The organism is Oxobacter pfennigii (genome assembly GCF_001317355.1).
In the GTDB taxonomy this organism is placed as follows: Bacteria; Bacillota; Clostridia; order Clostridiales; family Oxobacteraceae; genus Oxobacter; species Oxobacter pfennigii.
The window spans coordinates 82811-108585 of sequence record NZ_LKET01000026.1 but is presented as its reverse complement, the minus strand read 5'-3'; the positions used below and the strand labels follow the sequence as shown (position 1 = coordinate 108585).

Sequence of the window (25775 nt, the reverse complement as noted above, 5' to 3'; positions counted from 1 at the left end):
TTTTATGGTTGCAGGAATATGCAGTATAACACTTATAGTGCATGATGCCAATTCTTTAAAGGAAAAAAGGCATGTGCTCAAAAGCTTAATAGAAAGATTGAAATCAAGATTCAACATTTCAATTGCGGAAACAGGACTCAACGATAAATGGCAGTCAGCCGAAATAGGCATAGCCTGTATTTCAAACGATAAGGTCCAGATAGACAAAGTCATAAGCAGCATATTAAACTTCATTGAAAACGACCCCCGTGTTGAAATAACAGACAGCAGCGTAGAGATTTATTAACCCTTTGAGGCACTTTTGGTGCCTCTTTTAATTTTTGAAATTTAGGGAAATCTATATTTGTAGTGCGTAATTTTCAATATCAGGAGGAAAGACAATGGAGGGAATGCTGAAAAGCTTAATGCAGTCTGCATATCAAAATTGGGTTATGATTATAATTGGCCTTGGGCTTATGTACCTGGCGGTTAAGAAGGATTTCGAGCCCGCCCTGTTAATACCCATAGGCTTTGGCTGCATAATGGCTAACCTTCCTTTAAGCGGTGCCATAGGAGAGCACGGTGCATTGACCATAATAAAAAAGGCCCTCATAGATACAGAACTGGCTCCTCTGTTAATATTCATAGGTGTGGGGGCCATGATAGATTTCGGTCCCCTCCTTCAAAATCCTAAAATGATTCTTTTCGGTGCTGCAGCCCAGTTTGGAATATTTTCAACTCTTTTGGTTGCCACCTTACTAGGATATACTCTTAAGGAAGCGGCATCAATCGGCATAATCGGAGCGGCAGACGGGCCTACCTCCATACTTGTGGCAAACAGGTTTGCAAAGCATCTTTTAGCACCCATATCCGTGGCGGCTTATTCTTATATGTCACTGGTTCCGATTATTCAGCCTCCGGTTATAAAAGCCATCACAACCAAAGAAGAACGTAAAATAAAAATGACTTACAGGACGGAAAATGTATCTAAATTTGTAAGGCTTGCCTTTCCTGTCATTGTGACAATAATATCCGGAGTTATCGCACCGGAATCTGTGGCTTTGATAGGCTTTTTGATGTTTGGAAATTTTATGAGGGAAACCGGTGTTGTAGAGCGTTTGTCCAAATCTGCCCAGAACGAGCTTGTTAATATTACGACTATCTTGCTTGGCCTGACAATTGGTGCTACAATGGAAGGCGGCGAATTTTTGCAGCCGCGCACCATATTTATAATCGGTTTAGGTCTTATAGCATTTATACTGGATACTGCCGGAGGAGTGCTGTTTGCAAAGCTTTTGAACTTGTTTTTAAAGGATAAGATAAACCCCATGGTGGGGGCTGCGGGCATTTCGGCATTTCCCATGTCATCCAGGGTGATACAAAGATTGGCGCAAAAAGAAGACCCATCAAATTTTCTGCTTATGTATGCGGTAGGGGCAAACGTGGCAGGGCAGATAGGCTCTGTTATAGCAGGCGGTCTTATATTGTCATTGATAAAATAGGAGGCATTGTATATGATATATTTAATGACACTTTTAAATATACCATTCAGTTCCGATGCATTTAAAACCTTTAACGAAGGTTTGGAAGTAATGGCTTATGGTATGACAACAGTAATATTGGTTCTGTTTATGTTTTATATAATCATAAAACTACTCATTAAGCTTTTTCCTGACAGAGAGAAAAATTAGGGCAGGTGAAATACAATGAAGGAAAAATTCAAAAAATTCACGGATGAGGATGTAAAGGGGATTCTTGATGCCTTGGTTGTTACTTTTCCGGAGGCTCACTGTGAGCTTAACCATCGCAATCCTTTCCAGCTTCTTGTAGCTACAATTTTAAGCGCCCAGGCAACTGACAAAACCGTTAACAAAGTTACGGACAAGCTATTTTTAAAATATCAAATACCTGAGGACTTTCTGTCAATACCCCAGGAAGTATTGGAGCAGGAAATAAAAGAGATAGGCCTCTACAGAAGCAAGTCAAAAAACATCCAGGCTATGTGCAGAGAGCTTCTTGAAAGATTTAATGGCAAAGTTCCGTCAACTATGGAAGAACTGGTATCTTTGCCAGGGGTGGGAAGAAAGACCGCAAATGTGGTATTGAGCAATGCTTTCGGCATTCCTGCAATAGCCGTGGACACTCATGTGTTTAGAGTATCAAACAGGATAGGACTGGCAACTGCCGATAACGTTGAAAAAACAGAGGACATGCTTATGGAGAACATACCAAAAGACAGATGGTCCCATGCCCATCATCTTCTAATATGGCATGGCAGGCGTATTTGCGCCGCCAGAAATCCCAAATGCCCGGTTTGTCCAATTTCCGGATACTGCAGATATTACAGCGGCTTAGAAGAGAAGTAAATAATTAAACAGGCAAATACATTCATTAATCCAAGTATAAAGGTAAAAACTTGGATTGTTTTTTTATTTTGCATCTCATTTTTATCTTCAACAGCATGGTTTAACCTCATCCTGTTTCCCGAGACTAAAGCTCCCGATAAAATTGAGGATATAAATAAGAGTATTGCTCCGATTATACCGAGGGTAGTCACGAGCATGTCTGATTTATTGAATATAGCTAATGTTGCATAAACCATGGCTGTTTCAGCTATGGAAATAACAAATATTTTTATATACATAGGCAATCCTCCAAAGTTAAAAGGCAATTATCTCAAACCTCCCCACAATGTTTAATATCTTTTTTCTTCAGGCTTGATGCAATTCCGTACCCTAGCATGATTGATGCAAAATAGCATGAGGTTTTATGAAAGAAGAAAGAGCCGTTGTTTATGTTCAATTCTATAATCAGAAATACAATGCAGGGAATGGAGTAGAAAATGAAATTTTCAAATTTGAAGCTCAATTTTGATTTTCCATTAATATGCTTGAGTAACCTGCCGCAGCCTAATAGCATGCCGAAAACAGCAGATATAATCAGTTCCATATAAAAGCCTGAAGAAGATGACTGTCCGCTTGAAGTTCTTATCCGGTAAACATTTTGTATATATGCACTTCCGAACAAAAATAATATAATTATTGATAAATAAAATATTCTATAAATTATGTTATTTTTATTCATATCAAACCTCCCGGCAACAATAATCAGTTTATTTTTTGTGGCCTTTCTTTTATTATATTAATTAGTTAGTGATATAGTCTATATAATAAGACTGTATAAGTTTGGAAATGTTACAGATAATTTTAAAAGATAAGTTTATATAATGTTAATTATTACTTTTACATAGTATATGAGGTACAGTATGTCTCAATTAGATAAAATAATTAATATATTCAAGTGCCCTGTTTGCGGAAGCAGCATACAAAGCGAGGAGGCAAAAAATATAAGCTGCCTTAATAAGCACAGCTTTGATATATCAAAAGAAGGCTATGTCAATTTGCTTTTAAGCCCTGTAAAAACCCAATACGATAAAAAATTGTTTCTATCAAGGAGCATAATATGCAGGAGCGGCTTCTTTAAACCGATTACAGATTGCATAACCGATATAATAAAAGAAGGAATCAATAAAACAGACAATAACAGTATTAAAATATTGGATGCCGGCTGCGGTGAAGGCTCTCATTTGGCACAGATAATAGAAAATTTGAATGGCAAATCTGACGCTGAATATTTCGGGGTAGGTGTAGATATATCAAAGGAAGGAATTAAAATGGCTGCAAAAAACCATTCTCAAAATAATGTTTGGTGCGTTGCAGATATAACAAAAACTCCTTTTATTAATAAGGGATTTAATGCAGTGCTGAATATTCTTACACCATCTAATTATACTGAGTTTGACAGGATTATAGCTGATAATGGGCTGCTGATTAAAGCAATTCCGGGCAGCAATTATCTGAAAGAATTAAGAAACATATTTTATAATAATACCGATAAGGAGACATATTCAAATGAGAAGGTGCTGAAGTATTTCAGCAAACATTTTGATTTATGCAGTACACGGAACATCGAATATCAAGTTGAGCTTACCAGAGATAACTTAGAGCAGCTTATAAATATGACCCCTTTATCCTGGGGAGCTGATGATGAAGAAATTCAAAAAACTCTCACAATAGGAATTAACAAGATTACTGTGGATATGACTGTTATCGTTGGCAAAAAGAATAACATAAAATAGGTGGTAAAATGTTTGGAACATTAGGTTTTTCATACACAGGTTTAATTTTTCTGTGTTGTTTATTTATACCCAACATTATTTATGGATTTAATCTTCCCAAGGATTATTTGAAGATTGAAGAAAATAAAATATTTCTGACTTTCGAAAGAATAGGCCAACTATTTTGCACAGTTTTTTTGCTGATTTTCGATGATTTTAATATTCACAATTTTAATTTATGGACTATGTGGTTAGGGATAGCTTTTGTATTAATGGCCTTGTACTTGATTTGCTGGGGAAGATATTTTATTGGAAAACATGTATCAATAGATTTCTACAGGCCATTTTTTGGAATTCCTCTTCCGCTGGCTGTATTGCCAGTTACAGCAGTATTTTTGCTTTCAGTTTACGGGAAAGTAATATGGTTAGGTATTGCCGCAGTAATTTTGGGCATAGGACATATAGGTATAACAGCACAGAATTGGGAAGCCATTAAGAACCAATGAGTGTCAACCTTTTACTTATCTCAATGCGCATTTGGTAATTTTTAAAATACCTTTTTTAGCATCAAGATGGCTCTCGACGCCAAAGGGTAAGGTAACCTTCGGGCTGCAGTGCCCTGACATAAAATTGTATATGGAAGGTTTTTTAAGAGGAACTATTATGTCTTGGAATACCTCATTTAAAGTCAGACTGGAATTTTCATTTTCGGCGGTGCAGTCTTTAAAGTCACCAAGTATAATGCCTGAACAATCATCAAATTTTCCTGCCAGCTTTAACTGCATAAGCATCCTGTCAATTCTGTAAATATACTCCCCTACATCTTCCAAGAATAATATTTTATCCTTTGTATCTATTTCATAAGGCGTTCCCAAAGTAGAAGCTACAAGTGCCAGGTTTCCGCCGGTTATTTTCCCTCTGGCTTTTCCGGGAACCAGAGTTTTTATTTGGCAGCCCTCAGGGTTGTCAAGCTTTCCTAAAGGAGTTTTTGAAGCAATGGCTTTTAAATAGCTTTTTTTAGTAAAATCATCAAAATTCGAAATCATATCGGAGGCCGGCATGGGGCCGTGAAATGTAACCAAATTGCATATATTATTAAATGCTATGTGGAGGGCAGTTGCATCACTATAGCCTAAAAATACTTTGGGATTTTGTTTAACTGCTTCATAATCTATTTTATCAAGTATTCTTAAGCTGCCATAACCCCCTCGTATACAGAAAATTCCTCTGATTGAAGGGTGTTCAAACATTTTATTAATATCTGCTGCTCTTATTTCATCTTTTCCCGACAGGTATCCATATTTTTGATTGCAGCTCTCACCTACCACCACATTAAAACCTTGTTCTGCCAGTGATTGTACTGATTTTTCCACATGATCTTCTTCTCTGACGGCACTGGACGGGGCGATGAGTCCTATTGTATCTCCTTTTTTAAGGACTTTTGGCTTAATCATTTCATTCCTTCCTTCATAATATAAAATTAAGGATTAAAAAGAGAATTTACTCAATTTATGATATGCTGAAATATTCCAATTTATTTTAGTCTCAATCAGACAAAAGAAAATTAAATACGTATTAACAGGTGAGAAGGCAAAAGTAATAAATATTCCTTGCAGCTTAGAATTATAGAGATTATGATGTGTAAAGAAAGAACATTTTGTGAAAGAAAAAGGGAGGGAAAAGATTGAAGAAGAGAATTATTGCGGCAATGCTGATGATTTATGTTTCAATTATGCTGTCTGCCTGTGATTTAATCAATATAGGCGGTCGCACAATAGGACTAAACAGGGTTGAAGAAAACACACAAAAAACTATAGAGGCAGGCGGGATTAAAACAATTGAGGTTATCTCACCGGTTGGAAGTGTTGATATAGAAACATGGGAAAAGAATGAGATACAAATCGTTGCCACAAAAATAAACAATGGGTTAAAAGAAAAGGCCGAGCTTTTGGATGAGCTTAAGAATGCCGAGATATTTTATGAAAAGAAAGATGATAAATACACTATAAAAGCTTTCCTTCCCAAGTTTAAAAATAATGGCATGTCGGTGGAGTTTGAAATTTATGTTCCTCAGACAATAAAAGCATATAAAGTGGATGCAGAGGTTGGCGACATAAAGTTAAGCGGTGCTGAAGGAGATATTGATGTTGTTAATAATGTGGGTAAAATAGATTTAAATGACTGCTGGGGAGTTATAAATCTTAAAGCCGTAACCGGCGATGTTACTGTAAGAAAAAGCAGCCTGAAAGCCGATTCAGCCCTTACGAGCAACGTAGGAAGAGTTTTGTTTGACGGAACCATTGGCACTGAAGGAACATATAAATTCACGACAAATGTGGGTATGGTGGATGTATCCCTTCCTTCTGACACAGCCTTTGAAATAGATGCCAAAACCAATGTGGGAAATATAGATTGCGATTTTGATATATCCGGAACCGAGGAAAACATGGAAGTTAAGGGTAAGGTAAAGGGCGGCGGTGCAAAGGTTATTATAGTTAATAATACCGGCAGTGTAAACATAAGCAAAAGATAATTTTATGGATGCGATGAATTTTAAAATCATTGCATCCATTCTTTATTTTATGCATTAAAAGGATAAGCATAAGGTTAAGTTTTACCATCATCCTTCATATCTATAGATAAGAGATTTAATAAAATTAATTTAATAATATATATTGAAGCTTACTACATAGTGTGGAGGATTACAATGTCCAAGAAAAAATCCATAAATTTTAAAGACAAGTCCGATATGACAATTCCTGTCTCAGCCATTGTTTTAGTAGTGCTTGTATTATCTATTATAATTATATCTGCATGGCTTCAAAATAATAAAATTTTAAAAGGCATCAGCGTGAACAATGTCTATATAGGTTTTATGAAAAGGTCTGAGGCTGCAGATAAATTAAAGGTGGAACTGGAGCAAAGGCTTAAAGACAATTCCATAGATATCAAGTATGCCGATAAGGAATGGAAGCTTAAATATGAAGATGTTAAAGGGCATTATGATGTGGAAGCGGCTGTGGAGGATGCCTGGAAAATAAGCCGGAAGAGCAATCTTGTTGAACTGGCGTTAATTAATCTTGAGTTTATAAAAAGAGATGTAAACATTGAAATCAATGCAGTTTATGATGAAGAACTTCTTAGAAAAAAGCTTCAAGAAATAGCCGATAATATAGCAGAAAAACCGATAGATGCAACTATTACATACAAAGCAGGAACCTTTAATGTAACTTCCGATATACAGGGTACAGAAGCTGATAAAGAAGTATTCTTAAAAATGGTTAAAGAAATATTGGTCAAAGGAGTATCAGGAACATGTAATGTGCCTGTTGTTAAAACCCAGGCGCAAAAAACAGAAGAAATGCTGAAAGCCATCAAGGTTAAGCTGTCCAGATTTCAGACAAGTTTTTATTCCAGCAGCGGAAACAGGGCTACCAACATTATTGTAGGTACAAAATCCGCAGATGGCGCAGTCGTCATGCCGGGAGAAGTATTCTCTCTTAATAAGGTATTAGGTCCAAGGGTAGCCAGATACGGATATAAAGAGGCAAAGGTCATTGTAAACGGCGAGGTAGTGCAGGGGATGGGAGGGGGAGTGTGTCAGGTGGCAACCACTTTATACAATGCCGCCCTTTTGGCAGATCTTGATATTGTTGAGAGGAAAAATCACGGACTTCCTTCAACCTACATAGCTATGGGAAGGGATGCAACAATATCTGCCGGCTATATAGATTTAAAGATTAAAAATAACCGAAGCTGCCCAATTTACATACGAGGTGTAATATCAGGGAGCACTGTAGCATTTGAAATTTACGGAGATGATACAACAAAAAATTTGAGGGTGGATATAAAAACAGAAATAGTGGAGATAATAAAACCCAAGCCAAGAATTATTAACGACTACAGCCTACCCTGGGGAACTACCGTCACAAAGGAAGGCTCCAAAAACGGCTACAAGGTAAAATCATATAGGAAAACATACATCGACGGAAAGCTTGTAAGAGACGAAATATTAGGTGAAGACAAATATCTTGCCGTTAACGGAGTGGTTGTACGGGGCATGGCAGGAAAGCCTTAAGCCGGTTCATTCACAACCGCCACTTGCTGGACCCCGCCGGGGGTAGTCATTTGCGTATCCCCCTTTGCCTTCGTAGTTGAAGGCCTTTGAATATAATTGTTTATGTCTCTAGACACAGCAATAATTTGGTGATATAATTATTTTTGCAATTAAATCTGCGCGAGTGACGGAATTGGCATACGTATACGATTCAGGTTCGTAGTTTTAGGGGTTCGACTCCCCTCCCGCGCACCAAATACAGTATTATGAAGGTTTTACAGGTTTAAAGCCAACGGAAGTATTAAAAAACCACCTACGATTATTTAGTGTTTCGTAGGTGGTTTTTTTAATTCCTTTACCACTTCTTAGACGTATTTTACTTAATAGGAGTGGTATCCGTCAGGGAATTTACTTACAGATCATCTGGTTTAGGATATCATAGGCTCTGAATTATTAGAAAGATGATAACACAGTATTATTACCCATCAATGTGTGCATCTTGTGTTTAAAAGGCAGATGTATTAAAATTATAAATAATTTATAATTTGGAAATTTTAGGAGGCAAACCGGATGAATCACAAACTAACTGGATTTTATGCTGTAATCACAGGTGCATCGGATGGTTTTGGCTTTGAGATGTCCCGTACTTTGCTGCTTAACGGAGCAACTGTCGCGATGGCATCACGGCCAGGTGAAAAACTGAATGTAGCTGCAGGACGCCTGCAAAGTGAGGGATTGCAAGCCTTTGCTTTGCCAATGGATGTACGGAGTGAGCAGTCCGTTGATGAAGCAGTATCATGGGTTAAGAAAAACTGGGGGCATATTGATTTGCTTGTAAATAATGCCGGACTTGGTATAGGAAGAGTGAATCCTACAACCAATCCCAAGCTTTTTTTTGAGATAGACCCTGATGGCTTTCGGGACGTTGTTGAGACCAATTTTACAGGTTATTTCTTAGTTGCGAGAGGGTTTGCGCCTATGATGGTTGCCCGGAGGAAAGGGCGCATTGTAAATGTTTCAACAAGTCACTCCACCATGGTGAATAAGGGCCAGACTCCCTATGGGCCTTCCCGTGCGGGTGCTGAAGCACTGTCCAATATTATGACTGCCGAGTTGAGTGAATATGGAATTACTGTTAACGTGCTTCTTCCCGGTGGTGCTGCAGATACAGGGCTCATTCCGGAAGGATTACGGGAAGAATTCAGAAAAAGAGTTAACCTGTTAGGCCCTGATGTTATGAATGAAGCCATTCTTTTTTTGGCATCCCCTCTCGCTGAGGGAATGACGGGAGAACGTATCATCGCCAAAGACTTTCATCAATGGCTGCAAGACAAAGGAATTAAAATTTGAACTGCGGGTTATATGTATATTACTGTCAGAAGTACTGGAGGAATATAATTGAAGAAAATAATAACGGGTATTATAGCAGTTATCTTTATATTTTCTCTTTCAGCTTGCAGCAGCTCAGTTAAAAAACCAAGCATGTATATTGAGAAAGCAGAACTATCGCAGCAAGAAGAAAATATAGCTAAGTTGCTTGGAGACAATAATGATCAACTTATCTATGATTTTAAGCTGGATGATACCGTAAAAAGTGTTCAAATTAATACATATAAGCTGATAGATGGTAAATGGAAAATGATTTCAGGTGGCGGACAGCAATTTCCTGATGGCATGGGCAGACTTGCTCTCGATTTTGAAAATCTTGCCGAAGGGTTAAGGATAGCATTACAAAGCGAACATAGCAGCGGCTCAACAAAGTATTCTGCTGAACCTGCTGAAGAAATTACAGGAATTGGACGCGCAACGTCTATGTTAAATGATTTGACAGAAATCACTTATGAAAAAGAAATTCCACTGGTAGTACAAATTTCAACTGCTCAAAATTCAATTAATTCATATAATGTTGATTATTTCTTCACACCTGATGAATATCAGAAGCATAGTTATGAACATGTGTATGCGATTACAATTCTGTTCAGCCAAAAAACAGTTGGAGAATTGGACACGGCAAATTAACATTATCAGACCATGTGTAAATGAGTATAATGGGAGTCGGATCAATTCCTATCTTATAGTTTCAAAAAATAGAAATAACCCCTGAAACAATAGGGCTATTTCTATATGAATAAAAGGGGGAGAGCCCTTTTTTTATATAATAACCTTTTTATTTGAAGAACTTATGAAGAAAACGTGAGTTACTTATCAAAATAATTAATTGTTTATTAAGCCGAAAAATAAGTTGATTTATTGCTGGTTAACTTAGAATTAAAGAGTTAATTGAAGTGATAGAAAAATAGCTTTAAAGATTTCTTCTTTTTTAAAAAGTAAATTTGTAATAATTCTACATTTTTTTTAAAAATAGTGCCAAAAGGGCAAATTAATACCATGGGTATCACCTATATTCATTGACAACAATTACTAGTAGGAATTATACTATAAAGAAAGTATTAATAAACTTCTATATAAATTCAGACTGTCTAATTGCGCTTTTCATTGGGTATAAAGCTAAAAATTATACAATATTTTTTTGTGTTTAGGGCATTTATATATATGGGAAGCTCAAATAATCCGGAGTTTAAGTGTGGCGCTTCGGGTTAGTTTAGATGAGATGAATCAAATTTTAACAATACTTAAGTATGGAGGTAAATTGTAATGATCATTATTGGTGAAAAAATCAACGGTTCAATTCCATCTGTAGCAAAGGCTATAGCAGCAAGGGACGCAGAACATATCAAAAATCTTGCAAAAGCTCAGAGCGAAGCAGGAGCTCATTTTATCGACGTATGTGCCTCAGTTGAAGAAAACATAGAAGTAGAAACTTTAAAATGGCTCATCGATTTAGTACAGGAGGTTACAGATACTCCTATAGCTGTAGACAGCCCAAGTGCAGATGTAGTTGCAGCAGCAATGAAATACTGCAAAAAGCCAGGCCTTGTTAACTCAGTTTCAGGCGAAGGCAACAAAATTGATGTAATATTCCCAATCATTGCCGGAACTTCATGGGAATGCGTAGCTCTTCTTTGCGATGACACAGGGATTCCAAAGAGTGCAGAAAAGCGTTTGGAAGTTTTCACTAACATTATGGCAAAAGCTAAAGAATTCAACATCGATCCTTCCCGTATTCACATCGATCCACTCGTAGAAATGCTTTGTACATCCGAAGATGGCATAAATATGATTGTAGACTTAATTAAAAATATAAAATCACAGTACCCGACAATCAATGTTACAGGTGCTGCAAGTAATATTTCATTCAACCTTCCTGTACGTAAACTTGTTAACCAGGCATTCGTTGTTCTTGCAATGAACGCAGGAATGAACAGCGTAATTATGGACCCATTGAACAGAGATATGATGGGTATGATTTTTGCGACAGAAGCATTACTTGGTATGGATGATTACTGTATGGAATACATCAGTGCATACAGGGATGGTATATTCGGACCGGTAAATAAATAGTTATAAATATTCTTAGCTGTATAAATGTATAAGGCTTTAATGTGAGAGGATAAAAACGGTGCTGCTGGCCTTTGGCCTGATATTGCAGGATAGCGGGCCTTTGGACTAAAAGGAGCACCTTTCCCTTGTTAACGCTGAAATACATAATTATAACAAAATAAAAAGCATTCGGGTGGATTGCATAATCTTGCCCCTGTAATTGCCCAACAAAAGGAGGAAATTAAAATGTCAAAAATTGATGAAGTAAAAGCTGGCGTCGCAGCCGGTAAAACCAAAGTTGTTCCTGGTTTAGTACAGGAAGCATTGAACGAAGGACAAGCAGCAACTGCTATCCTTGAAGCAATGGTTGAAGCTATGGGAGTAGTAGGTGACAAATTCTCATCAGGAGAAATATTTGTTCCCGAAATGCTTGTTGCAGGTAAAGCAATGCAAAAAGGCGTAGAAGTACTTAAACCTGTTCTTGCAGGCTCAGGTGCAGTTTCCCTTGGAAAGTGCATAATAGGAACTGTTGCAGGAGACCTTCATGACATCGGCAAGAACCTTGTTGCTCTTATGATTGGCAGCGCAGGTTTCGATGTTATCGACCTCGGTGTTGACGTTCCGGCAGACAAATTCATTGAAACAATAAAAGCAAATCCTGATGTAAAAGTAGTAGCTTGCTCAGCACTTTTAACAACAACTATGCCGGCTATGAAAGAAACAGTAGAAACAATTAAAGCCAGCGGTTTAACAGGATTCAAGGTATTGGTAGGCGGAGCACCTATCACTCCTGAATTCGCATCTTCAATCGGAGCTGACGCTTATGCCCGTGATGCAGGCGGAGCTGCTGTTAAAGCTAAGGAATTAGTATAATTTAAATAAATATAACAATATAAAAAAGCCGGTTAATCCGGCTTTTTTATATTGTTATATTTAGGCTTTTTTTCTTGCTAAGTTTATGTATATTAATTAAACTAAAGTATTAGGATATTAGTATTGATTGGAAGTGAGACAAATAATGAAATATAAAATGCTTGTAATGGATATGGATGGGACACTTTTAACTAATGACAAAAGAATATCTGAAAGAAATAAGGAAGCTTTGGATAAGGCAGCAAAGACGGGCGTTATATTAGTTGTATCCACGGGAAGAATTTTTACATCTGCCAGAGTTTTTGGGGAAATGATAGGGGTGAGTTCCCCCATCATCGCTTCAAACGGAGCCTATATAAGAGAAAAGGACAGGGATGAAGTTGTTTATGCAATGCTTCTTGGGGAAAAAGCTATAAGAGATGTGCTGGCTGCATGTAAAAAACATAATCTTGTATGCCATTTCATGTCCAGCAACACCATATATACAGAAAAGCTCATTTATGCATCTTTGAATTATTCTAAGTGGAACAATGCCATGCCCGGGGACAGACAGGTACATATTCAAATTGTCAATGAGAATGAATGGGACGAAGTAATAAGAAAAAACAGCCCCCATATTCTAAAGGCTGTCATTGCCGATGAAAATCCTGATAAAATAGCAGCATTACGAGCGGATATTGAAGTTTTGGATGTGGAAGTAGTAAGTTCTGCTAAAAATAATATAGAGATAATGAATAAAGGCGTTTCAAAGGGCAAGGCTGTGCAGGTCCTGGCGGATTATTTCAACCTTAAAAGGGATGAAATAATCTGCATTGGCGACAATGAAAACGATATATCCATGATAAGGTATGCAGGTCTTGGCATAGCCATGGGGAATGCAACGGCCGAGACTAAGTCTGCCGCGGATTTTGTGACGCTTACTAATGAAGAAGACGGCGTGGCCTATATAATAGAAAAATTTATATTAAGTGAGCAATAATTGAAGCTGAAAACAGCTTAGGGGGGATAAAATGTCAAAGGTATCTTTGGTAGAATGTAAAAACTATGATATGGATTATGTATCTAAAGGTATAGATGAGACTTTTAATAATCTCGGCGGGATAAATAAATTTATAAATCCGGGAGACAAAGTGTTTTTAAAGCTTAATCTGGTTATGAAAAAAAATCCTGAGGATGCCGCTACCACTCACCCGGCAATAGTTGAGGCTGTTGCTAAAAAACTAATTGGGGCAGGGGCGAAGGTAATAATAGGCGACAGCCCGGGGGGGCCATATAATAAAGTAATTCTTCAGAGCTTATACAGGGCTTGTGGTATAGAAGCTGCAGCAAAGCAATCAGGTGCAGAATTAAATTATGACTGTTCATCAGAGGAGTATAACCATTCTGAGGCTGTGGCTGTTAAAAGGCTTACTTTGATAAAGCCTATGATGGACTGCGATAAAATAATTACGCTCTCAAAACTGAAAACTCATGGAATGGTATTATATACCGGAGCTGTTAAAGTTATGTTTGGCGCCATCCCCGGGGTATTAAAAGCAGAATATCATTATAAAATGCCGGACATTAAGAATTTCTCCAACATGCTTGTGGATATATGTACCCTTACAAAGCCTGTTCTATCAATCATAGATGGAATATACGGAATGGAAGGAGAAGGGCCTACGGCAGGTGCTCCTATTCATTCCGGGATATTGATTGCATCTGAAAATCCCTATGAAGCCGATGTTTCCGGGGCATATTTAATAGGCGTCAACCCATTGGACGTTCCTACAATTCAAAGATGCAGGGAGAGAAATATCGTTTCCGGCAATATAAAAGATATTGAAGTTATAGGTGTAAACCTTGATGATATGAGGAAAAGATACAAGGTTCCGGATATAAGGACTGTAAATTTCTCCGGTAAAATACCAAAACCTTTAGAGAGGCTAATGAGCAGGCATGTGCTTCCTCGTCCGGTTTTTTCACAGGAGGTTTGCATTGGCTGCAGCAATTGCAAGCAAAGCTGTCCTCCCGGTGCCATTACCATGGAAAATGGGCGGCCAAGGGTGGACCTTTATAAGTGCATCCGTTGCTTTTGCTGTCAGGAGCTTTGTCCTCATAAAGCCATTGAAATAAAAAGGCCGTGGATATTAAGGAAATTAGTAAAATAGGGGGTAAATCATGAATTTGAACATAGTAATGCTAGAGCCTGAAATTCCTCAGAACACAGGAAATATAGCCCGCTCCTGCGTGCTGACCAAATCAACACTTCATCTTGTCAAGCCCCTTGGTTTTTCAACAGATGACAAAAGCTTGAAAAGAGCAGGGCTGGATTACTGGCAGTATCTTGATATAAGGTACTATGACAGTTTGGAGGAATTATATGAAGAGTACAGATACGAAAGGTTTTTTTATGCCACCACAAAGGCTAAAAAGCTGTATACGGACATTGAATTCCAAAAAGGAGATTTCCTTGTTTTCGGTAAAGAGAGCGCCGGATTGCCGAAGGAATTGATCGAAAAAAACATTGAGAATTGCATGCGCATACCCATGATAAAAGAGAGTCTAAGGTCATTAAATCTTTCCAACAGCGTAAACATAATTATGTTTGAAGCGCTACGGCAGCTGGACTTTCCGGATATGAAATAAGGGGTTTCAATAAATGTTTTGCAATGTATGCAGGTTTTAGTATATAATATTAGTAGCAAGTACTAATTTCGGAGGTAATATTTAAATGAGCGTAAAAATTGTTACTGATAGCACTGCGGACATCCCTCAGCATTTAATTGATAAATATGGAATTATAGAACTTCCTTTGACTGTACATTTTGGAGATGAAGAATACAGAGACAGGATTGATATAACCTCAGAACAGTTTTATGAAAAATTGGTAAGCAGCAATAAGCTGCCCAGCACATCCCAGGTAAATCCTAAAGCCTTTGAAGATGTTTATAAGGCCGAGCTTGAAAAAGGAAACAGTGTAATTTCAATACACATTTCAAGCGATTTAAGCGGTACTTATCAATCGGCTGTTATCGCGAAGAGTGCACTGCAGGATGATAAAATAACGGTGGTGGATTCAAGAACTGCGACAATTGCCTTAGGTATGATAGCCTTAAAAGCAGCCGAGCTTTCAGAAAGCGGTATGGACCATAATGATATTGTGGAATTCATAGAGGATTATAAAAACAAAGTTAAGCTTTTAATAGCCGTAGATACCCTGGAATACTTAAAAAGGGGAGGAAGGTTATCAGGTGCCCAGGCCGTTATAGGCAACATATTAAATATTAAGCCCATACTCACTATTACCGATGGTAAAGTAGCGGTTGTTGAAAAAGCCAGAGGTATGAAAAAAGCCATAAAGAATATCGTAGAAATGATAAAAGAAAAAGGAACCGCCGGCAAAGGGCGTTTGATAGGTATTGCAAATGCCAAATGCCCTGATACTGCAGATGAACTTAAGACGTCAATATCACAAGAGCTTGGTGAAACAAAATTTATAGACACCAATGTAGGAAGCGTAATAGCAACTCACGTAGGCCCCGGCGCCTTCGGAGTAGCATATGTATAAATGTCCCCCATTGTATAAGCAGCCTTTTAGGCTGCTTATTTTTGTCGTTTTATAACTCAAATATTGCCTTTTGTGTAAATATTTTTATGTATATGCAGGATTTTTCAATGCGACATAGAAATATACTTAAGTTAATGATCATGTCCATTTAAAAAAGAGGGGGAAATAAAGATGAAAAGGATTATATCATTACTCATTACCGTGCTGATGATTGGCTCATTGATTGTATCATGCGGCCAGAAGCCAAGTGAACCCCAGCAGCCTACAGGTACACCCCAGGTAACGGGAACACCTACACCTGAAAAGAAAATGATAGTTGCCATGGTTACGGATACCGGCGGTCTCGGAGATAAGTCCTTCAACGACCTGGCATGGAAAGGCATAACAAAATTCGTTGAAGAAAATGGAGACGAGGCTGAATCAAAAGTTGCCCAGTCAAAGCAGCCGGAAGACTACCAGCCCAATCTTACTTCAATGGCTGAAGCAGGAGTTGACATTACATTTGCTGTAGGATATTTGTTTGAAAAGGCACTGGGAGAAGTTGCTGACGCAAATAAAGACAGCAAGTTTGCTATTATAGATACAGTGGTGCAAAAGCCCAATGTTGCTTCAGTAACATTCAAAGAACATGAAGGCTCATTCCTGGTAGGGGTTATTGCAGCTAAGACCACAAAGACAAATAAAGTAGGATTTGTAGGCGGAATGACGGGAGATCTTATAAAGAAATTTGAAACTGGATTCAGGGCAGGTGTAAAAGCTGTTAACCCGGAAATTCAGGTGCTTGTAAATTACACCGAATCCTTCAGTGATGCAGCTAAAGGAAAGGAAGCGGCTCTTTCACAATTTAACAGCGGTGCAGATGTTATATATCACGCCTCCGGCGGATGCGGACTAGGGGTCATACAGGCAGCTCAGGATAAGAACCTATGGGCAATAGGAGTTGACCAGGACCAGTCGGACCTTGCTCCCGAAAACGTACTTTGCAGTATGATAAAAAGGGTGGATACGGCTACATATTCAATAGCAAAGGCTACTCTTGAAGGGAAGTTCCCGGGAAATTCAGTTACAGTTCTCGGACTTAAAGAAGACGGCGTTGGATACAGTGACAATGCGGGAAATACATCAGCTGAGGCTAAAGAGCTGGCAGACAAATGGGCAAAGGCAATAGTGGACGGCAAGGTTGTTGTGCCCGAAAAAGAGGCTGATTTAGAAGGCTTCAGCGCCAAGCTGGAATAAAAGTTTAAACCATTTCTTAAAGCAAGCTAGATACATAGTTATCTAGCTTGTTTGATGGATGGAGAAAGGGGGATAAATATTGGGAGCCGTAGTTGAAATGAAGGGAATAACTAAAATATTTCCCGGCACTGTGGCTAACGACAGTGTGGATTTTACCCTTGAAGAAGGAGAAATACACGTGCTTTTAGGAGAAAACGGTGCTGGAAAGACTACCTTGATGAATATATTGTACGGTCTTACCAAGGCTGATAAAGGTGAAATTTATATTAAAGGAAGCAGTGTTAAGATAACTAACCCCAATATTGCCATATCAAAGGGAATAGGAATGGTGCATCAGCATTTTATGCTGGTTGAGCCTTTTACCGTTACGGAGAATATAGTCTTAGGAAGCGAGCCCAAATCGGGGCTGAGATTTGATAATAAAAAGGCCCGTGAAAATGTCTTGGAAATTTCACGTCAATTTGGACTGGATGTGGACCCGGATGCGAAAATCCAGGATATATCCGTAGGAATGCAGCAAAGAGTGGAAATTTTAAAGTCACTTTACAGAGGTGCGGATATTTTAATTTTAGATGAGCCTACGGCTGTTTTGACTCCCCAGGAAATAGAGGAATTGGGGGAGATTTTTAAACAGCTTGTAAATCAGGGAAAATCAATAATACTCATAACCCATAAGCTTAAGGAAGTTATGAGCATGAGCAGCAGAGTCACCATATTAAGGCGGGGAAAAGTAGTAGGAACGGTGAAGACAAAGGATGCAGATATGGAAACTTTAGCTGAAATGATGGTAGGAAGAAAAGTGAGCTTAAAGCCTGAGAAAACCAGGGGAAAGATTGGACAAACCGTCTTGGAAATCAAGGGGTTAAAAGCTGTAAACAATCGGAAGATGGAGGCCTTAAAAGGTATTGACCTCGAGGTTAAAAAGGGTGAAATACTGGGTATTGCAGGTGTTGACGGAAACGGACAGACAGAGCTTGTTGAAGCAATAACCGGCCTTATAAAACCGACGGAAGGCAGGATTACAATTAACGGCAGGGATATAACAGGAAATTCACCAAGAAAGGTAATTGAGGCTGGAGTTGCACACATACCCGAGGACCGGCATAAAAGAGGTCTTGTGCTTAAGTTTTCGCTGGCAGAGAATATGATACTGGGAAGCCATTATTTAAAGGCATATAAAAAGGGAATGATGATGGATTATACAAATATAAACAGCCATGCTAAAAAGCTCATTGAAGAATTCGACGTAAGAACTCCCGACGAAAAAGTACAAGCATCTTCATTATCGGGAGGCAATCAGCAAAAAGTTGTGGTGGCAAGGGAAGTGGACAGAGAGCCGGAGCTTTTGATTGCGTCACAGCCCACAAGAGGCCTGGATGTGGGCGCTATCGAATATATACACAAAAGACTTATTGAAGAACGGGATAAAGGCAAAGCCGTGCTGCTGGTTTCACTTGAACTGGACGAAATAATGGAATTGTCCGACAGGATTGCCGTCATGTATGGCGGGCGGATATCAGGAATAGTTGATGCAGGGGATGCCGATGAAACGATGCTGGGTGTTATGATGGCAGGAGGAGAGCAAAGGGGGGAAAGTAATGGCTGATAAATATATTAAGCCCTTTTTGAAAAGCATTTATCTCCCTGTAATCTCAATACTTGTATCCTTTGGTGCAGGGTTTTTGTTCATGCTTTTGATAGGATATCCCGTATCCCAGGCTGCTAAAGCATACATGGCCCTTGTCAAGGGAAGCTTTGGATCCTTAAAGATAATAGGTGAAACTTTAGTATATTCTACCCCCCTTATATTTACCGGCCTTGCCCTATCGGCGGCATTTCGCTGCGGTTTATTCAACATAGGTGCGGAAGGTCAATTTATAATCGGATCCTTTACTGCTGTGTGGGCAGGCTTTGCCCTGGAGGGACTTCCATGGTTTCTTCATGTGCCTGCATGCTTGATTGCAGGGGCGGCAGGCGGTGCCATATGGGCGGCAGTTATAGGGATACTGAAGGCAAAGCTTGGATGTCATGAGGTAATAAACTCTATAATGTTAAATTATGTGGCTTGGTATTTAAGTAATTTCCTTTCCCTTAAAATTCCTTATTTCAATATGCCTTCAAAGGCTTTTACCAAGGATATTGCTGATACGGCAAAGCTTTATCCATTGTTTCAAAATTCCAGGCTTACTGCAGGGATTTTCATTGCCATTTTGTGCGCCGTGATTTTATACATCATATTATGGAAGACTGTTTTGGGATATGAGATTAGGGCGGTAGGCAATAATCCTGCAGCTGCCGAATACGGCGGTATAAGTGTGTCCAGAAATTTAGTTCTTGCCATGATCTTATCGGGAGCATTGGCAGGTATGGGCGGAGCTGTACAGGTGCAGTCGGTAAACTTCAGAGTAAATCAGCTTCTATCCTTTACAAACTATGGACTGGATGGCGTTGCCGTTGCTCTGGTGGGAAAGCAGCATCCCTTTGGTGTGGTATTCGGTGCCATACTTTTCGGTGCGCTGGCTAAAGGATCTTTTCAGATGCAGTTTTCGGCCGGCGTGCCTAAGGAAGTTGTAGGTTTGATACAGGGGATAATAATAGTTTTTATAGCTGCCGAGCAGATTTTTCTCTTTTTTAACAAAAGAAAGGGGGCAGTTAGCTAATGGACTTTTTAACCAATATAGCATTTTTGATAAGCTCTACCTTAAGGTCAGCCACTCCTTTGATTTATGCAGCTTTAGGCGGAACCTTCTCCGAAAGCTCGGGAGTTACCAATATAGGCCTTGAAGGTATTATGATAACCGGTGCCTTTACATCCGTTGCCGTTTCCCATTATACAGGCTCACCCTGGCTGGGAGTTTTAGGTGCGGCGGCATCGGGAATGCTGATTGCAGGCTTGCATGCATTTTTAAGCATAAGGTATAAGGCAGATCAGGTTATAAGCGGTGTTGCCATTAACCTGCTCTCGGGAAGCCTTACGGCCTTTCTCATTAATGTAATATGGGGACAACCCGGCCAGTCAAACCCTGTAAATGGCATAGCTTCTTTCCCGACTTTCCTTGATAACATTCCCTTTATCGGAAACATAACAAAAGGAATAACGCCCTTTGTATATATAGCTCTGATTTTTGTATATATTTCCCATTTTGTCCTTTTTAAAACCCCCTTCGGATTAAGAGTGAGAGCAGTAGGAGAGCATCCAAGGGCAGCAGACACGGTAGGTATTAATGTTTATAAAATCAGATATATCTGTGTAATACTGTCCGGACTTTTGGCAGGTATTGGCGGCGCCTCACTTTCTGTTGGCATGGTTAACGGTTACAGGGACGGCATGACTGCAGGAAGAGGGTTTATTGCCCTGGCAGCCATGATATTCGGAAAGTGGAAGCCGGTAGGCGCCATGATGGCATGTTTCCTCTTTGGTTTTACCGATGCGGTCCAGGTGTTTTTACAGACTTGGGGAGTAAAAATAGATACAAGCCTTTTGGTTATGACGCCTTATATAGTAACCATATTGGCCCTTGCAGGATTTATAGGCAAATCTACAGCCCCTGCAGCAGACGGAGTACCCTATGATAAAGATGAGAAGTAAAAGGAGAACAAACGAGGTTTAGATAGATGCCTCATGGCAGGAAGCTATTAAGCTAAGCCATATTTTATGAACATCATCCAATTGAGTGATGTTCATTTTTTGTGCAGTTATTTTCATTATAATCTGTTATATTCCATAGGTTTGATATTTTTGTTTCTATAGTTTTTCTGATATACTATGCTCAGGGTATTCATATTTTGACGAGGTGAAGAATTATGGTGTCGATTGAAAGAATTGCGGCCTTTATCAAAAGACAAAAAATAGCCTTTATTGCTTCTGTTGATAATAATGGCTTCCCTAATCAGAGGCCGTACTGAAACCACGAAAGACAGACGGGCTGAAAACTTTTTATTTCTCAACAAATACCTCTTCTATGCGTGCTGCCCAATACCGCAGTAACCCAAAAGCCAGCATTTATTTTTATCATAAGGGAGTTATAAAGTATGAAGGAGTTATGCTTATAGGAATTATGGAAGTTCTTGAAGATGAGTCAATTAAGAAGGAACTATGGCATATTGGCGATAAAATATTTTATCCTGAAGGTGTAAAGGATCCTGATTATTGTATTTTAAAGTTTACTGCACTAGAAGGACGTTATTATTGCGACTTAAAAACAGAATGCTTTTCATTATAAAATCCGCTTTAAAAAGTTTTTTTAATTTTGTAATATATAGAGGATTAATGGATAATTTGTAGAATAATAATCAAACAAAATCCATATAAGTAGAAAGTAGTAATAAATAAAATTAGGTGTCAAATTATTCTGCCTCAAAAAGGATGTAGATTGTGTAATGAAAAGTATAAAATTCATCATTCCGATTATCGTACTATTATTTTTATTGATGCCTTATTTGGTATTTGAAAGAGAAATGTCCTTTTTGCCAAGAAATGTACAAAAACAAGATATTTTAAAAACTGATATGAATATACCGGAAGCAGAGAAAAAAGCATTATCATTTCTGGTTGAGAGCATGTCAGGACCTCAGCTATCAATATATACTAATTATTTAAATACCAGCGGTGATAAAAGCAATACTGCTTCAGGACAGGATATTCTGTCGGAATCCCAGGGATTGCTTTTATTATATATGTTAAATCGGAATATAAAAGAGCATTTTGATCTTTGCCTTCATTGGACAGTTAACAATCTATATATTAATAAAGGGTCGTTCTCCTGGATCAAAAGGAAGACATCAGAAAGTGAAATGACTACAGCACTTATTGATGATTTAAGAATTGCAAGAGCGTTGATATTAGCATATGAAAAATGGCAGGATGACAGATATTTGAAGTTAGTCCGTAAACTATCCTCGGCAATGTTAAAATACAACATACAGGATCTTATGCCACTGGATTTCTATGATTTTGCTTCAAGGAATAAGGCCAATTGCATTACAATTTCATATGCTGACTTATATACAATGAAAAAGCTTGCTTTGTTTGATTCAAGATGGGAAAAAGTATATACAAATTCATATGAATTAATTAAAAATGCGGCATTTGAAGGAACAGGCCTGTATATGTTTCAATATGATTTTGATAAAATGGCGTACAGTATAGATGAAGATATCAGCCTTATTCAATCGGTATGTGTCATGCTGCACCAACAAGAGACAGGACAGCAAAATAAACAGGGGACTGACTGGATATGGGAGCAGTATTTAAAGCATGGAAAATTATTTGCTGTTTACTCTTCAAGTACATTTGAACCTGCTACAGATATTGAATCTACTGCTCTATATGCATTAGTTGCAAGATTGTTTTATGAATCAGGGGATATACAAAAAGCACAAATATTTATTAAGGAATGCGAGAAGTTTCAAGTGGGCAATGAAGAATCCGAAATCTATGGGGCCTTCGGAAATGATATGAATTTGGAAGTTTATTCTTTTGATAATCTTGAGTATATTTTATCTTCCTCAATAATATTCTCAAACAAATAAGACCGTACTAAAGGAGAATAGTTTGAAAAGGGCGTAAATAGAAAAGAATACTATTTTAAGAGGAGCATAATGATTAAAAAGTTTGATTTACTTGTGAATGCCAGGCATATTTGGAAGATCTTTAAATACCTTATTTTGGGAGTTATTACTACGATAATTAATTTTTGTGTGTTCAGCTTATGCCTCATTATAGGTATGCACTATATGGTCAGCAATTTTACGGCCTTTGTAATATCTGTATTATTTGCTTATTTTACTAATAAAAAATGGATTTTTAGTGATTCTAATACAGAAAAGCTATATTTTCCTGAATCCATCAAGTTTATAGGGGCCAGGATTTTCACACTGGTGCTGGAAAGTATCATTCTTTATATATTTATAAAGAAAATGTCACTAAACGAATATGGTGTTAAGGTTGCAGCCAATATAATGGTTGTAATTATAAATTATATCTTAAGCGAATTTATCGTTTTTAAAAAAGATAAAAATGGAGATAAGGCCTATTATGAGTAAATATATGAAACCGTCCATATTCGCAGTTATACTGTTAATCCTCATATCAGGATATGCATTGTTTTGCCAGCCGCTTATCGGCCTGGCAGATAATGGGGATTTCTTCAGAATCATAGCATCGAATGGTTTAAAGCATGAGCAAAACAGGGACGTAAACGATTTTTTTGGCTATTTCAATTATAAATATGATAAGCTTCAGTATTATAATGAATTAGAGGGTAAAATAAAGTCTACTCATAATATAATTCTAAGGTTATCTATTGCTATAGACGACATTTTTACCAATGATGAGAAATTTGATATAAGATTTCAAGCAGCTATATGCCTTATTGTACTTGCTTTTAGCATATATTGGATGGTGGAAATTGCTGAAGCCATGACACAAAACAAAAAGCTTCAGTATTTTTTTGCACTTATGGCAGTTGTCATATTTGGAGATATTGGGTATACTTCGTATTTTAATAGTTTTTATGGGGAAGCTATTGCTTATCCTTTCTTTCTTCTTTCAATTTCAGCACTGTTAAAGTTCATATTAAAAGATGGGATGAAGATAAGATATATACTTACGTTTTTTATGGCAACCTTTATTTTTATAGGTTCTAAAAATCAGCTTGCACCTAATGGTATAATAGCTTGCATATTGCTGATTACATTGCTTTTTTTTCGAATTGAAATTAATAAAAAGATATTGGCGGTTGCTTTTGGGTTTATACTTTTAGTGTCAACATTGGTTTTCTATATTGTTATAGATGACAGTATTTATTTAGTTAATAAATATCATATGATGACAAGAGGAATTATGCTTTTCGAACCGGACGTACAACAGGTCACAGAGGAATCAGGACTTAACGGTCAATATTCACTTATGGCAGAGACTATCTATTTTGACAGGACACCCGCTATAGACCCTAAGGATGAAATACTTATAAAAGACTTCTATTCTCAGTACAACATAGCTACCGTAACCATGTACTACTTCACGCATCCTAAAGCCTTTTCTAAAATGATGGAGCTGGGCTGGAAAAATAGTTTTACTGTCCGGCCGGAGGTATTGGGAAATTATACAAGAAGTTCCGGAAGAGACTTTGGCGAGAGAACATCTTTTTTTACTGTATGGAGTTATTTTAAAGATAATTATATTCCCCATACTTCAGGGCTAATATATATTATTTTTACTATTTATGTTGCATTGTCAATAAACAGAATACTAAAATATAGACAGAAAGGCAGGCGAGTTATAGACCATTGCTTTGAGGCTGTAATGGTATATATATTCCTTACAGGTTTTTCACAGATTCTAGTTTCTTTTATCGGGGCGGGGGATGCTGACTTAAAAAAGCATCTTTTTATGACTACTGTATCTCTGGATATATTGTTTTATTTTAATTTGATATATGCAATTTCGATTTTCCACAAAAAGTCTAGTAGGAAGGAGGCCGTCTATGGAAGAAAGACATAATAAACTGATTTCAAGAAGGATAGATTTGGCAGTTACTTTAGTAATAACAATGTTTTTTGTTTTAATAATTACATTTTCATACGGTGAATTTAATAAAAGTATGACCAATGTTTTCATAATTTTGTTTGTTATGATAGGAGCAGTAGTTGGGTACTATACCAACATAACCGCAGCTATATTCTATTCCATAATATTCAATTTTCTGTATGCAAGCATAAATATATATTTAAATTTAGCAAATATATATAATATTGGTTTTGAGATATACTTCTGGATGGTAGCTGTACCTTTATTTTCAATTATATTTGCTTATAAAGGAAAAATCCTCAAGGAAATACAAAGTGAAAACTGCGCCCTTAAAAAAGAAAATGAAGAACTTGTCATGATAGATAAGGAAACACAGCTTAGAGGTTCCCAAACATTTTTTGACGAACTTCAATCCTATATGAACATCAGCAACAGGTATGGTATTGAGGTATATTTAATGCTAATTAAAATTAAATATCATAATGAGATCATCAGGGTACTAGGGGAAGCAAAGTACAAAAAGATTATTAACCGGATTTCCCAAATAATTGATAGTGTACTCAGAGAAGAGGATAGAAAATATATATTGAGAAATATGGATATGTTCGGCATAATATTTCTGTCCAACAAGGATGGGGGTAAATACGTGGAGAAAAGGCTTAAAGAAGCGATTTGCTCAACTGAATTTAAAGAGGATTATCTTATAAACAGAATAAAACTTGAAATCATTACGGGAATAGTAATTTATGATAAAAATATTATAAATAATCCATATGATTTTTTCAGAATGGCAGAAAAGGATATGGAATATGATGTGTAATTTTGCCTATAGAAGAGTATTGATAGTGTTAAGCCGGATAGTATTATGTTCTGCTGGGCTGTGCTTTTTATACTCAATCAGCAGTTATGCTTATGAAAAGTCCCCTAAGTATATTCTTGTATATAAGAACTTGTATGAATATGGGAAAGATGAGAGCAGTATACTCAATAT

General features: G+C 37.6%; 28 protein-coding genes and 1 tRNA gene. 26 read left to right on the top strand and 3 right to left on the bottom strand.

Translation table 11 applies throughout. The annotated features are described in order from the left end of the window. The first annotated feature begins 4 nt into the window (after positions 1-4). The 4 genes from OXPF_RS05840 to nth all read left to right on the top strand — a co-directional run bounded on the left by OXPF_RS05840 (position 5) and on the right by nth (position 2345). A complete protein-coding gene (locus OXPF_RS05840) occupies positions 5-286 on the top strand; it encodes a DUF503 domain-containing protein (RefSeq protein ID WP_054874272.1) in 282 nt (93 codons plus the stop codon). Between the two features lie 94 nt (positions 287-380). Then, positions 381-1481, top strand: coding sequence for a sodium ion-translocating decarboxylase subunit beta (locus tag OXPF_RS05835; RefSeq protein ID WP_054874271.1), 1101 nt, complete (start codon positions 381-383; stop codon positions 1479-1481). Positions 1482-1493: 12 nt separating this feature from the next. Next, the gene (locus OXPF_RS21620; RefSeq protein WP_083479712.1) at positions 1494-1670 is read left to right on the top strand and encodes an OadG family protein; all 177 of its coding nucleotides are present in this window, start codon (positions 1494-1496) and stop codon (positions 1668-1670) included. Positions 1671-1685: 15 nt separating this feature from the next. Beyond that, complete coding sequence (nth, locus tag OXPF_RS05830; RefSeq protein WP_054874270.1) at positions 1686-2345, top strand: endonuclease III; 660 nt, start codon at positions 1686-1688, stop codon at positions 2343-2345. On the opposite strand, the gene OXPF_RS05825 is transcribed toward nth, so the two are convergent. Then, the gene (locus tag OXPF_RS05825; protein WP_054874269.1) at positions 2321-2623 is read right to left on the bottom strand and encodes a DUF5316 family protein; all 303 of its coding nucleotides are present in this window, start codon (positions 2621-2623) and stop codon (positions 2321-2323) included. The two genes, nth and OXPF_RS05825, sit on opposite strands and share 25 nt — an antisense overlap. A gap of 32 nt (positions 2624-2655) precedes the next feature. Further along, positions 2656-3063, bottom strand: coding sequence for a hypothetical protein (locus tag OXPF_RS05820; protein ID WP_054874268.1), 408 nt, complete (start codon positions 3061-3063; stop codon positions 2656-2658). A gap of 181 nt (positions 3064-3244) precedes the next feature. Here OXPF_RS05820 and OXPF_RS05815 point away from each other — a divergent pair, with 181 nt between their 5' ends. Together OXPF_RS05815 and OXPF_RS05810 are read left to right on the top strand one after the other, a co-directional pair. Beyond that, a complete protein-coding gene (locus OXPF_RS05815; protein ID WP_054874267.1) occupies positions 3245-4117 on the top strand; it encodes a putative RNA methyltransferase in 873 nt (290 codons plus the stop codon). 8 nt (positions 4118-4125) lie between these two features. Next, positions 4126-4602 (top strand): hypothetical protein, encoded by a 477-nt coding sequence (locus OXPF_RS05810; protein ID WP_054874266.1) that lies wholly within the window; start codon positions 4126-4128, stop codon positions 4600-4602. Positions 4603-4617: 15 nt separating this feature from the next. On the opposite strand, the gene OXPF_RS05805 is transcribed toward OXPF_RS05810, so the two are convergent. Continuing rightward, positions 4618-5550, bottom strand: a complete 933-nt coding sequence (locus OXPF_RS05805; RefSeq protein WP_054874265.1) for a S66 peptidase family protein — start codon at positions 5548-5550, stop codon at positions 4618-4620. A gap of 230 nt (positions 5551-5780) precedes the next feature. Between OXPF_RS05805 and OXPF_RS05800 the strand changes: the two genes are divergently transcribed. From OXPF_RS05800 to OXPF_RS05705, 20 genes are all read left to right on the top strand, one after another. Then, on the top strand, positions 5781-6629 hold the full coding sequence (locus tag OXPF_RS05800; protein ID WP_054874264.1) for a DUF4097 family beta strand repeat-containing protein: 849 nt from the start codon (positions 5781-5783) through the stop codon (positions 6627-6629). 174 nt (positions 6630-6803) lie between these two features. Next, entirely contained in the window at positions 6804-8174 is a 1371-nt protein-coding gene (locus tag OXPF_RS05795) for a VanW family protein (RefSeq protein WP_054874263.1), read from the top strand. Positions 8175-8331: 157 nt separating this feature from the next. Further along, positions 8332-8408, top strand: a tRNA-Leu gene (locus OXPF_RS05790). Between the two features lie 315 nt (positions 8409-8723). Next, positions 8724-9503, top strand: a complete 780-nt coding sequence (locus OXPF_RS05785) for an SDR family NAD(P)-dependent oxidoreductase (protein WP_054874262.1) — start codon at positions 8724-8726, stop codon at positions 9501-9503. 48 nt (positions 9504-9551) lie between these two features. Beyond that, positions 9552-10172: a hypothetical protein gene (locus OXPF_RS05780; RefSeq protein ID WP_054874261.1), complete on the top strand. Its 621-nt coding sequence runs from the start codon at positions 9552-9554 to the stop codon at positions 10170-10172. A 636-nt stretch (positions 10173-10808) separates the two neighbouring features. Next, positions 10809-11615 carry a methyltetrahydrofolate cobalamin methyltransferase gene (locus OXPF_RS05775; protein WP_054874260.1) on the top strand — a complete coding sequence of 269 codons (807 nt, stop codon included), beginning with the start codon at positions 10809-10811 and terminating at the stop codon, positions 11613-11615. A 225-nt stretch (positions 11616-11840) separates the two neighbouring features. Next, entirely contained in the window at positions 11841-12467 is a 627-nt protein-coding gene (locus OXPF_RS05770; RefSeq protein ID WP_054874259.1) for a corrinoid protein, read from the top strand. 145 nt (positions 12468-12612) lie between these two features. Beyond that, on the top strand, positions 12613-13446 hold the full coding sequence (locus tag OXPF_RS05765; RefSeq protein WP_054874258.1) for a Cof-type HAD-IIB family hydrolase: 834 nt from the start codon (positions 12613-12615) through the stop codon (positions 13444-13446). Between the two features lie 31 nt (positions 13447-13477). Further along, positions 13478-14617, top strand: a complete 1140-nt coding sequence (locus OXPF_RS05760) for a DUF362 domain-containing protein (RefSeq protein WP_054874257.1) — start codon at positions 13478-13480, stop codon at positions 14615-14617. Positions 14618-14627: 10 nt separating this feature from the next. Beyond that, a complete protein-coding gene (gene trmL, locus OXPF_RS05755; RefSeq protein WP_054874256.1) occupies positions 14628-15095 on the top strand; it encodes a tRNA (uridine(34)/cytosine(34)/5-carboxymethylaminomethyluridine(34)-2'-O)-methyltransferase TrmL in 468 nt (155 codons plus the stop codon). Between the two features lie 85 nt (positions 15096-15180). Further along, positions 15181-16017 carry a DegV family protein gene (locus OXPF_RS05750; RefSeq protein WP_054874255.1) on the top strand — a complete coding sequence of 279 codons (837 nt, stop codon included), beginning with the start codon at positions 15181-15183 and terminating at the stop codon, positions 16015-16017. Between the two features lie 171 nt (positions 16018-16188). Then, the gene (locus OXPF_RS05745) at positions 16189-17253 is read left to right on the top strand and encodes a BMP family lipoprotein (RefSeq protein ID WP_054874254.1); all 1065 of its coding nucleotides are present in this window, start codon (positions 16189-16191) and stop codon (positions 17251-17253) included. 79 nt (positions 17254-17332) lie between these two features. Beyond that, positions 17333-18859 (top strand): ABC transporter ATP-binding protein, encoded by a 1527-nt coding sequence (locus OXPF_RS05740; protein ID WP_152967706.1) that lies wholly within the window; start codon positions 17333-17335, stop codon positions 18857-18859. Next, positions 18852-19913: an ABC transporter permease gene (locus OXPF_RS05735; protein WP_054874253.1), complete on the top strand. Its 1062-nt coding sequence runs from the start codon at positions 18852-18854 to the stop codon at positions 19911-19913. Before OXPF_RS05740 ends, OXPF_RS05735 begins: the two co-directional genes overlap by 8 nt. After that, entirely contained in the window at positions 19913-20842 is a 930-nt protein-coding gene (locus OXPF_RS05730; RefSeq protein WP_054874252.1) for an ABC transporter permease, read from the top strand. Before OXPF_RS05735 ends, OXPF_RS05730 begins: the two co-directional genes overlap by 1 nt. A gap of 373 nt (positions 20843-21215) precedes the next feature. Further along, on the top strand, positions 21216-21476 hold the full coding sequence (locus OXPF_RS23705) for a pyridoxamine 5'-phosphate oxidase family protein (protein ID WP_341442024.1): 261 nt from the start codon (positions 21216-21218) through the stop codon (positions 21474-21476). A 157-nt stretch (positions 21477-21633) separates the two neighbouring features. Beyond that, the gene (locus OXPF_RS05720; protein ID WP_054874251.1) at positions 21634-22785 is read left to right on the top strand and encodes a glycosyl hydrolase family 8; all 1152 of its coding nucleotides are present in this window, start codon (positions 21634-21636) and stop codon (positions 22783-22785) included. Between the two features lie 69 nt (positions 22786-22854). Next, positions 22855-23298, top strand: coding sequence for a GtrA family protein (locus OXPF_RS05715; protein WP_054874250.1), 444 nt, complete (start codon positions 22855-22857; stop codon positions 23296-23298). Next, a complete protein-coding gene (gene wsfD / locus OXPF_RS05710) occupies positions 23291-24757 on the top strand; it encodes a glycan biosynthesis hexose transferase WsfD (RefSeq protein ID WP_054874249.1) in 1467 nt (488 codons plus the stop codon). Before OXPF_RS05715 ends, wsfD begins: the two co-directional genes overlap by 8 nt. Continuing rightward, complete coding sequence (locus OXPF_RS05705) at positions 24741-25604, top strand: diguanylate cyclase domain-containing protein (RefSeq protein ID WP_054874248.1); 864 nt, start codon at positions 24741-24743, stop codon at positions 25602-25604. The genes wsfD and OXPF_RS05705 overlap by 17 nt, the downstream gene beginning before the upstream one ends. Positions 25605-25775 lie beyond the last annotated feature (171 nt).

What these genes read in the sequence shown, in the direction of transcription:
- OXPF_RS05840 (WP_054874272.1), top strand. Translation starts at nt 5, where the DNA reads ATGGTTGCAGGAATATGCAGTATAACACTTATAGTGCATGATGCCAAT.
- OXPF_RS05835 (WP_054874271.1), top strand. Translation starts at nt 381, where the DNA reads ATGGAGGGAATGCTGAAAAGCTTAATGCAGTCTGCATATCAAAATTGG.
- OXPF_RS21620 (WP_083479712.1), top strand. Translation starts at nt 1,494, where the DNA reads ATGATATATTTAATGACACTTTTAAATATACCATTCAGTTCCGATGCA.
- nth (WP_054874270.1), top strand. Translation starts at nt 1,686, where the DNA reads ATGAAGGAAAAATTCAAAAAATTCACGGATGAGGATGTAAAGGGGATT.
- OXPF_RS05825 (WP_054874269.1), bottom strand. Translation starts at nt 2,623, where the DNA reads ATGTATATAAAAATATTTGTTATTTCCATAGCTGAAACAGCCATGGTT.
- OXPF_RS05820 (WP_054874268.1), bottom strand. Translation starts at nt 3,063, where the DNA reads ATGAATAAAAATAACATAATTTATAGAATATTTTATTTATCAATAATT.
- OXPF_RS05815 (WP_054874267.1), top strand. Translation starts at nt 3,245, where the DNA reads ATGTCTCAATTAGATAAAATAATTAATATATTCAAGTGCCCTGTTTGC.
- OXPF_RS05810 (WP_054874266.1), top strand. Translation starts at nt 4,126, where the DNA reads ATGTTTGGAACATTAGGTTTTTCATACACAGGTTTAATTTTTCTGTGT.
- OXPF_RS05805 (WP_054874265.1), bottom strand. Translation starts at nt 5,550, where the DNA reads ATGATTAAGCCAAAAGTCCTTAAAAAAGGAGATACAATAGGACTCATC.
- OXPF_RS05795 (WP_054874263.1), top strand. Translation starts at nt 6,804, where the DNA reads ATGTCCAAGAAAAAATCCATAAATTTTAAAGACAAGTCCGATATGACA.
- OXPF_RS05785 (WP_054874262.1), top strand. Translation starts at nt 8,724, where the DNA reads ATGAATCACAAACTAACTGGATTTTATGCTGTAATCACAGGTGCATCG.
- OXPF_RS05775 (WP_054874260.1), top strand. Translation starts at nt 10,809, where the DNA reads ATGATCATTATTGGTGAAAAAATCAACGGTTCAATTCCATCTGTAGCA.
- OXPF_RS05770 (WP_054874259.1), top strand. Translation starts at nt 11,841, where the DNA reads ATGTCAAAAATTGATGAAGTAAAAGCTGGCGTCGCAGCCGGTAAAACC.
- OXPF_RS05765 (WP_054874258.1), top strand. Translation starts at nt 12,613, where the DNA reads ATGAAATATAAAATGCTTGTAATGGATATGGATGGGACACTTTTAACT.
- OXPF_RS05760 (WP_054874257.1), top strand. Translation starts at nt 13,478, where the DNA reads ATGTCAAAGGTATCTTTGGTAGAATGTAAAAACTATGATATGGATTAT.
- trmL (WP_054874256.1), top strand. Translation starts at nt 14,628, where the DNA reads ATGAATTTGAACATAGTAATGCTAGAGCCTGAAATTCCTCAGAACACA.
- OXPF_RS05750 (WP_054874255.1), top strand. Translation starts at nt 15,181, where the DNA reads ATGAGCGTAAAAATTGTTACTGATAGCACTGCGGACATCCCTCAGCAT.
- OXPF_RS05745 (WP_054874254.1), top strand. Translation starts at nt 16,189, where the DNA reads ATGAAAAGGATTATATCATTACTCATTACCGTGCTGATGATTGGCTCA.
- OXPF_RS05735 (WP_054874253.1), top strand. Translation starts at nt 18,852, where the DNA reads ATGGCTGATAAATATATTAAGCCCTTTTTGAAAAGCATTTATCTCCCT.
- OXPF_RS05730 (WP_054874252.1), top strand. Translation starts at nt 19,913, where the DNA reads ATGGACTTTTTAACCAATATAGCATTTTTGATAAGCTCTACCTTAAGG.
- OXPF_RS23705 (WP_341442024.1), top strand. Translation starts at nt 21,216, where the DNA reads ATGCGTGCTGCCCAATACCGCAGTAACCCAAAAGCCAGCATTTATTTT.
- OXPF_RS05720 (WP_054874251.1), top strand. Translation starts at nt 21,634, where the DNA reads ATGAAAAGTATAAAATTCATCATTCCGATTATCGTACTATTATTTTTA.
- OXPF_RS05715 (WP_054874250.1), top strand. Translation starts at nt 22,855, where the DNA reads ATGATTAAAAAGTTTGATTTACTTGTGAATGCCAGGCATATTTGGAAG.
- wsfD (WP_054874249.1), top strand. Translation starts at nt 23,291, where the DNA reads ATGAGTAAATATATGAAACCGTCCATATTCGCAGTTATACTGTTAATC.
- OXPF_RS05705 (WP_054874248.1), top strand. Translation starts at nt 24,741, where the DNA reads ATGGAAGAAAGACATAATAAACTGATTTCAAGAAGGATAGATTTGGCA.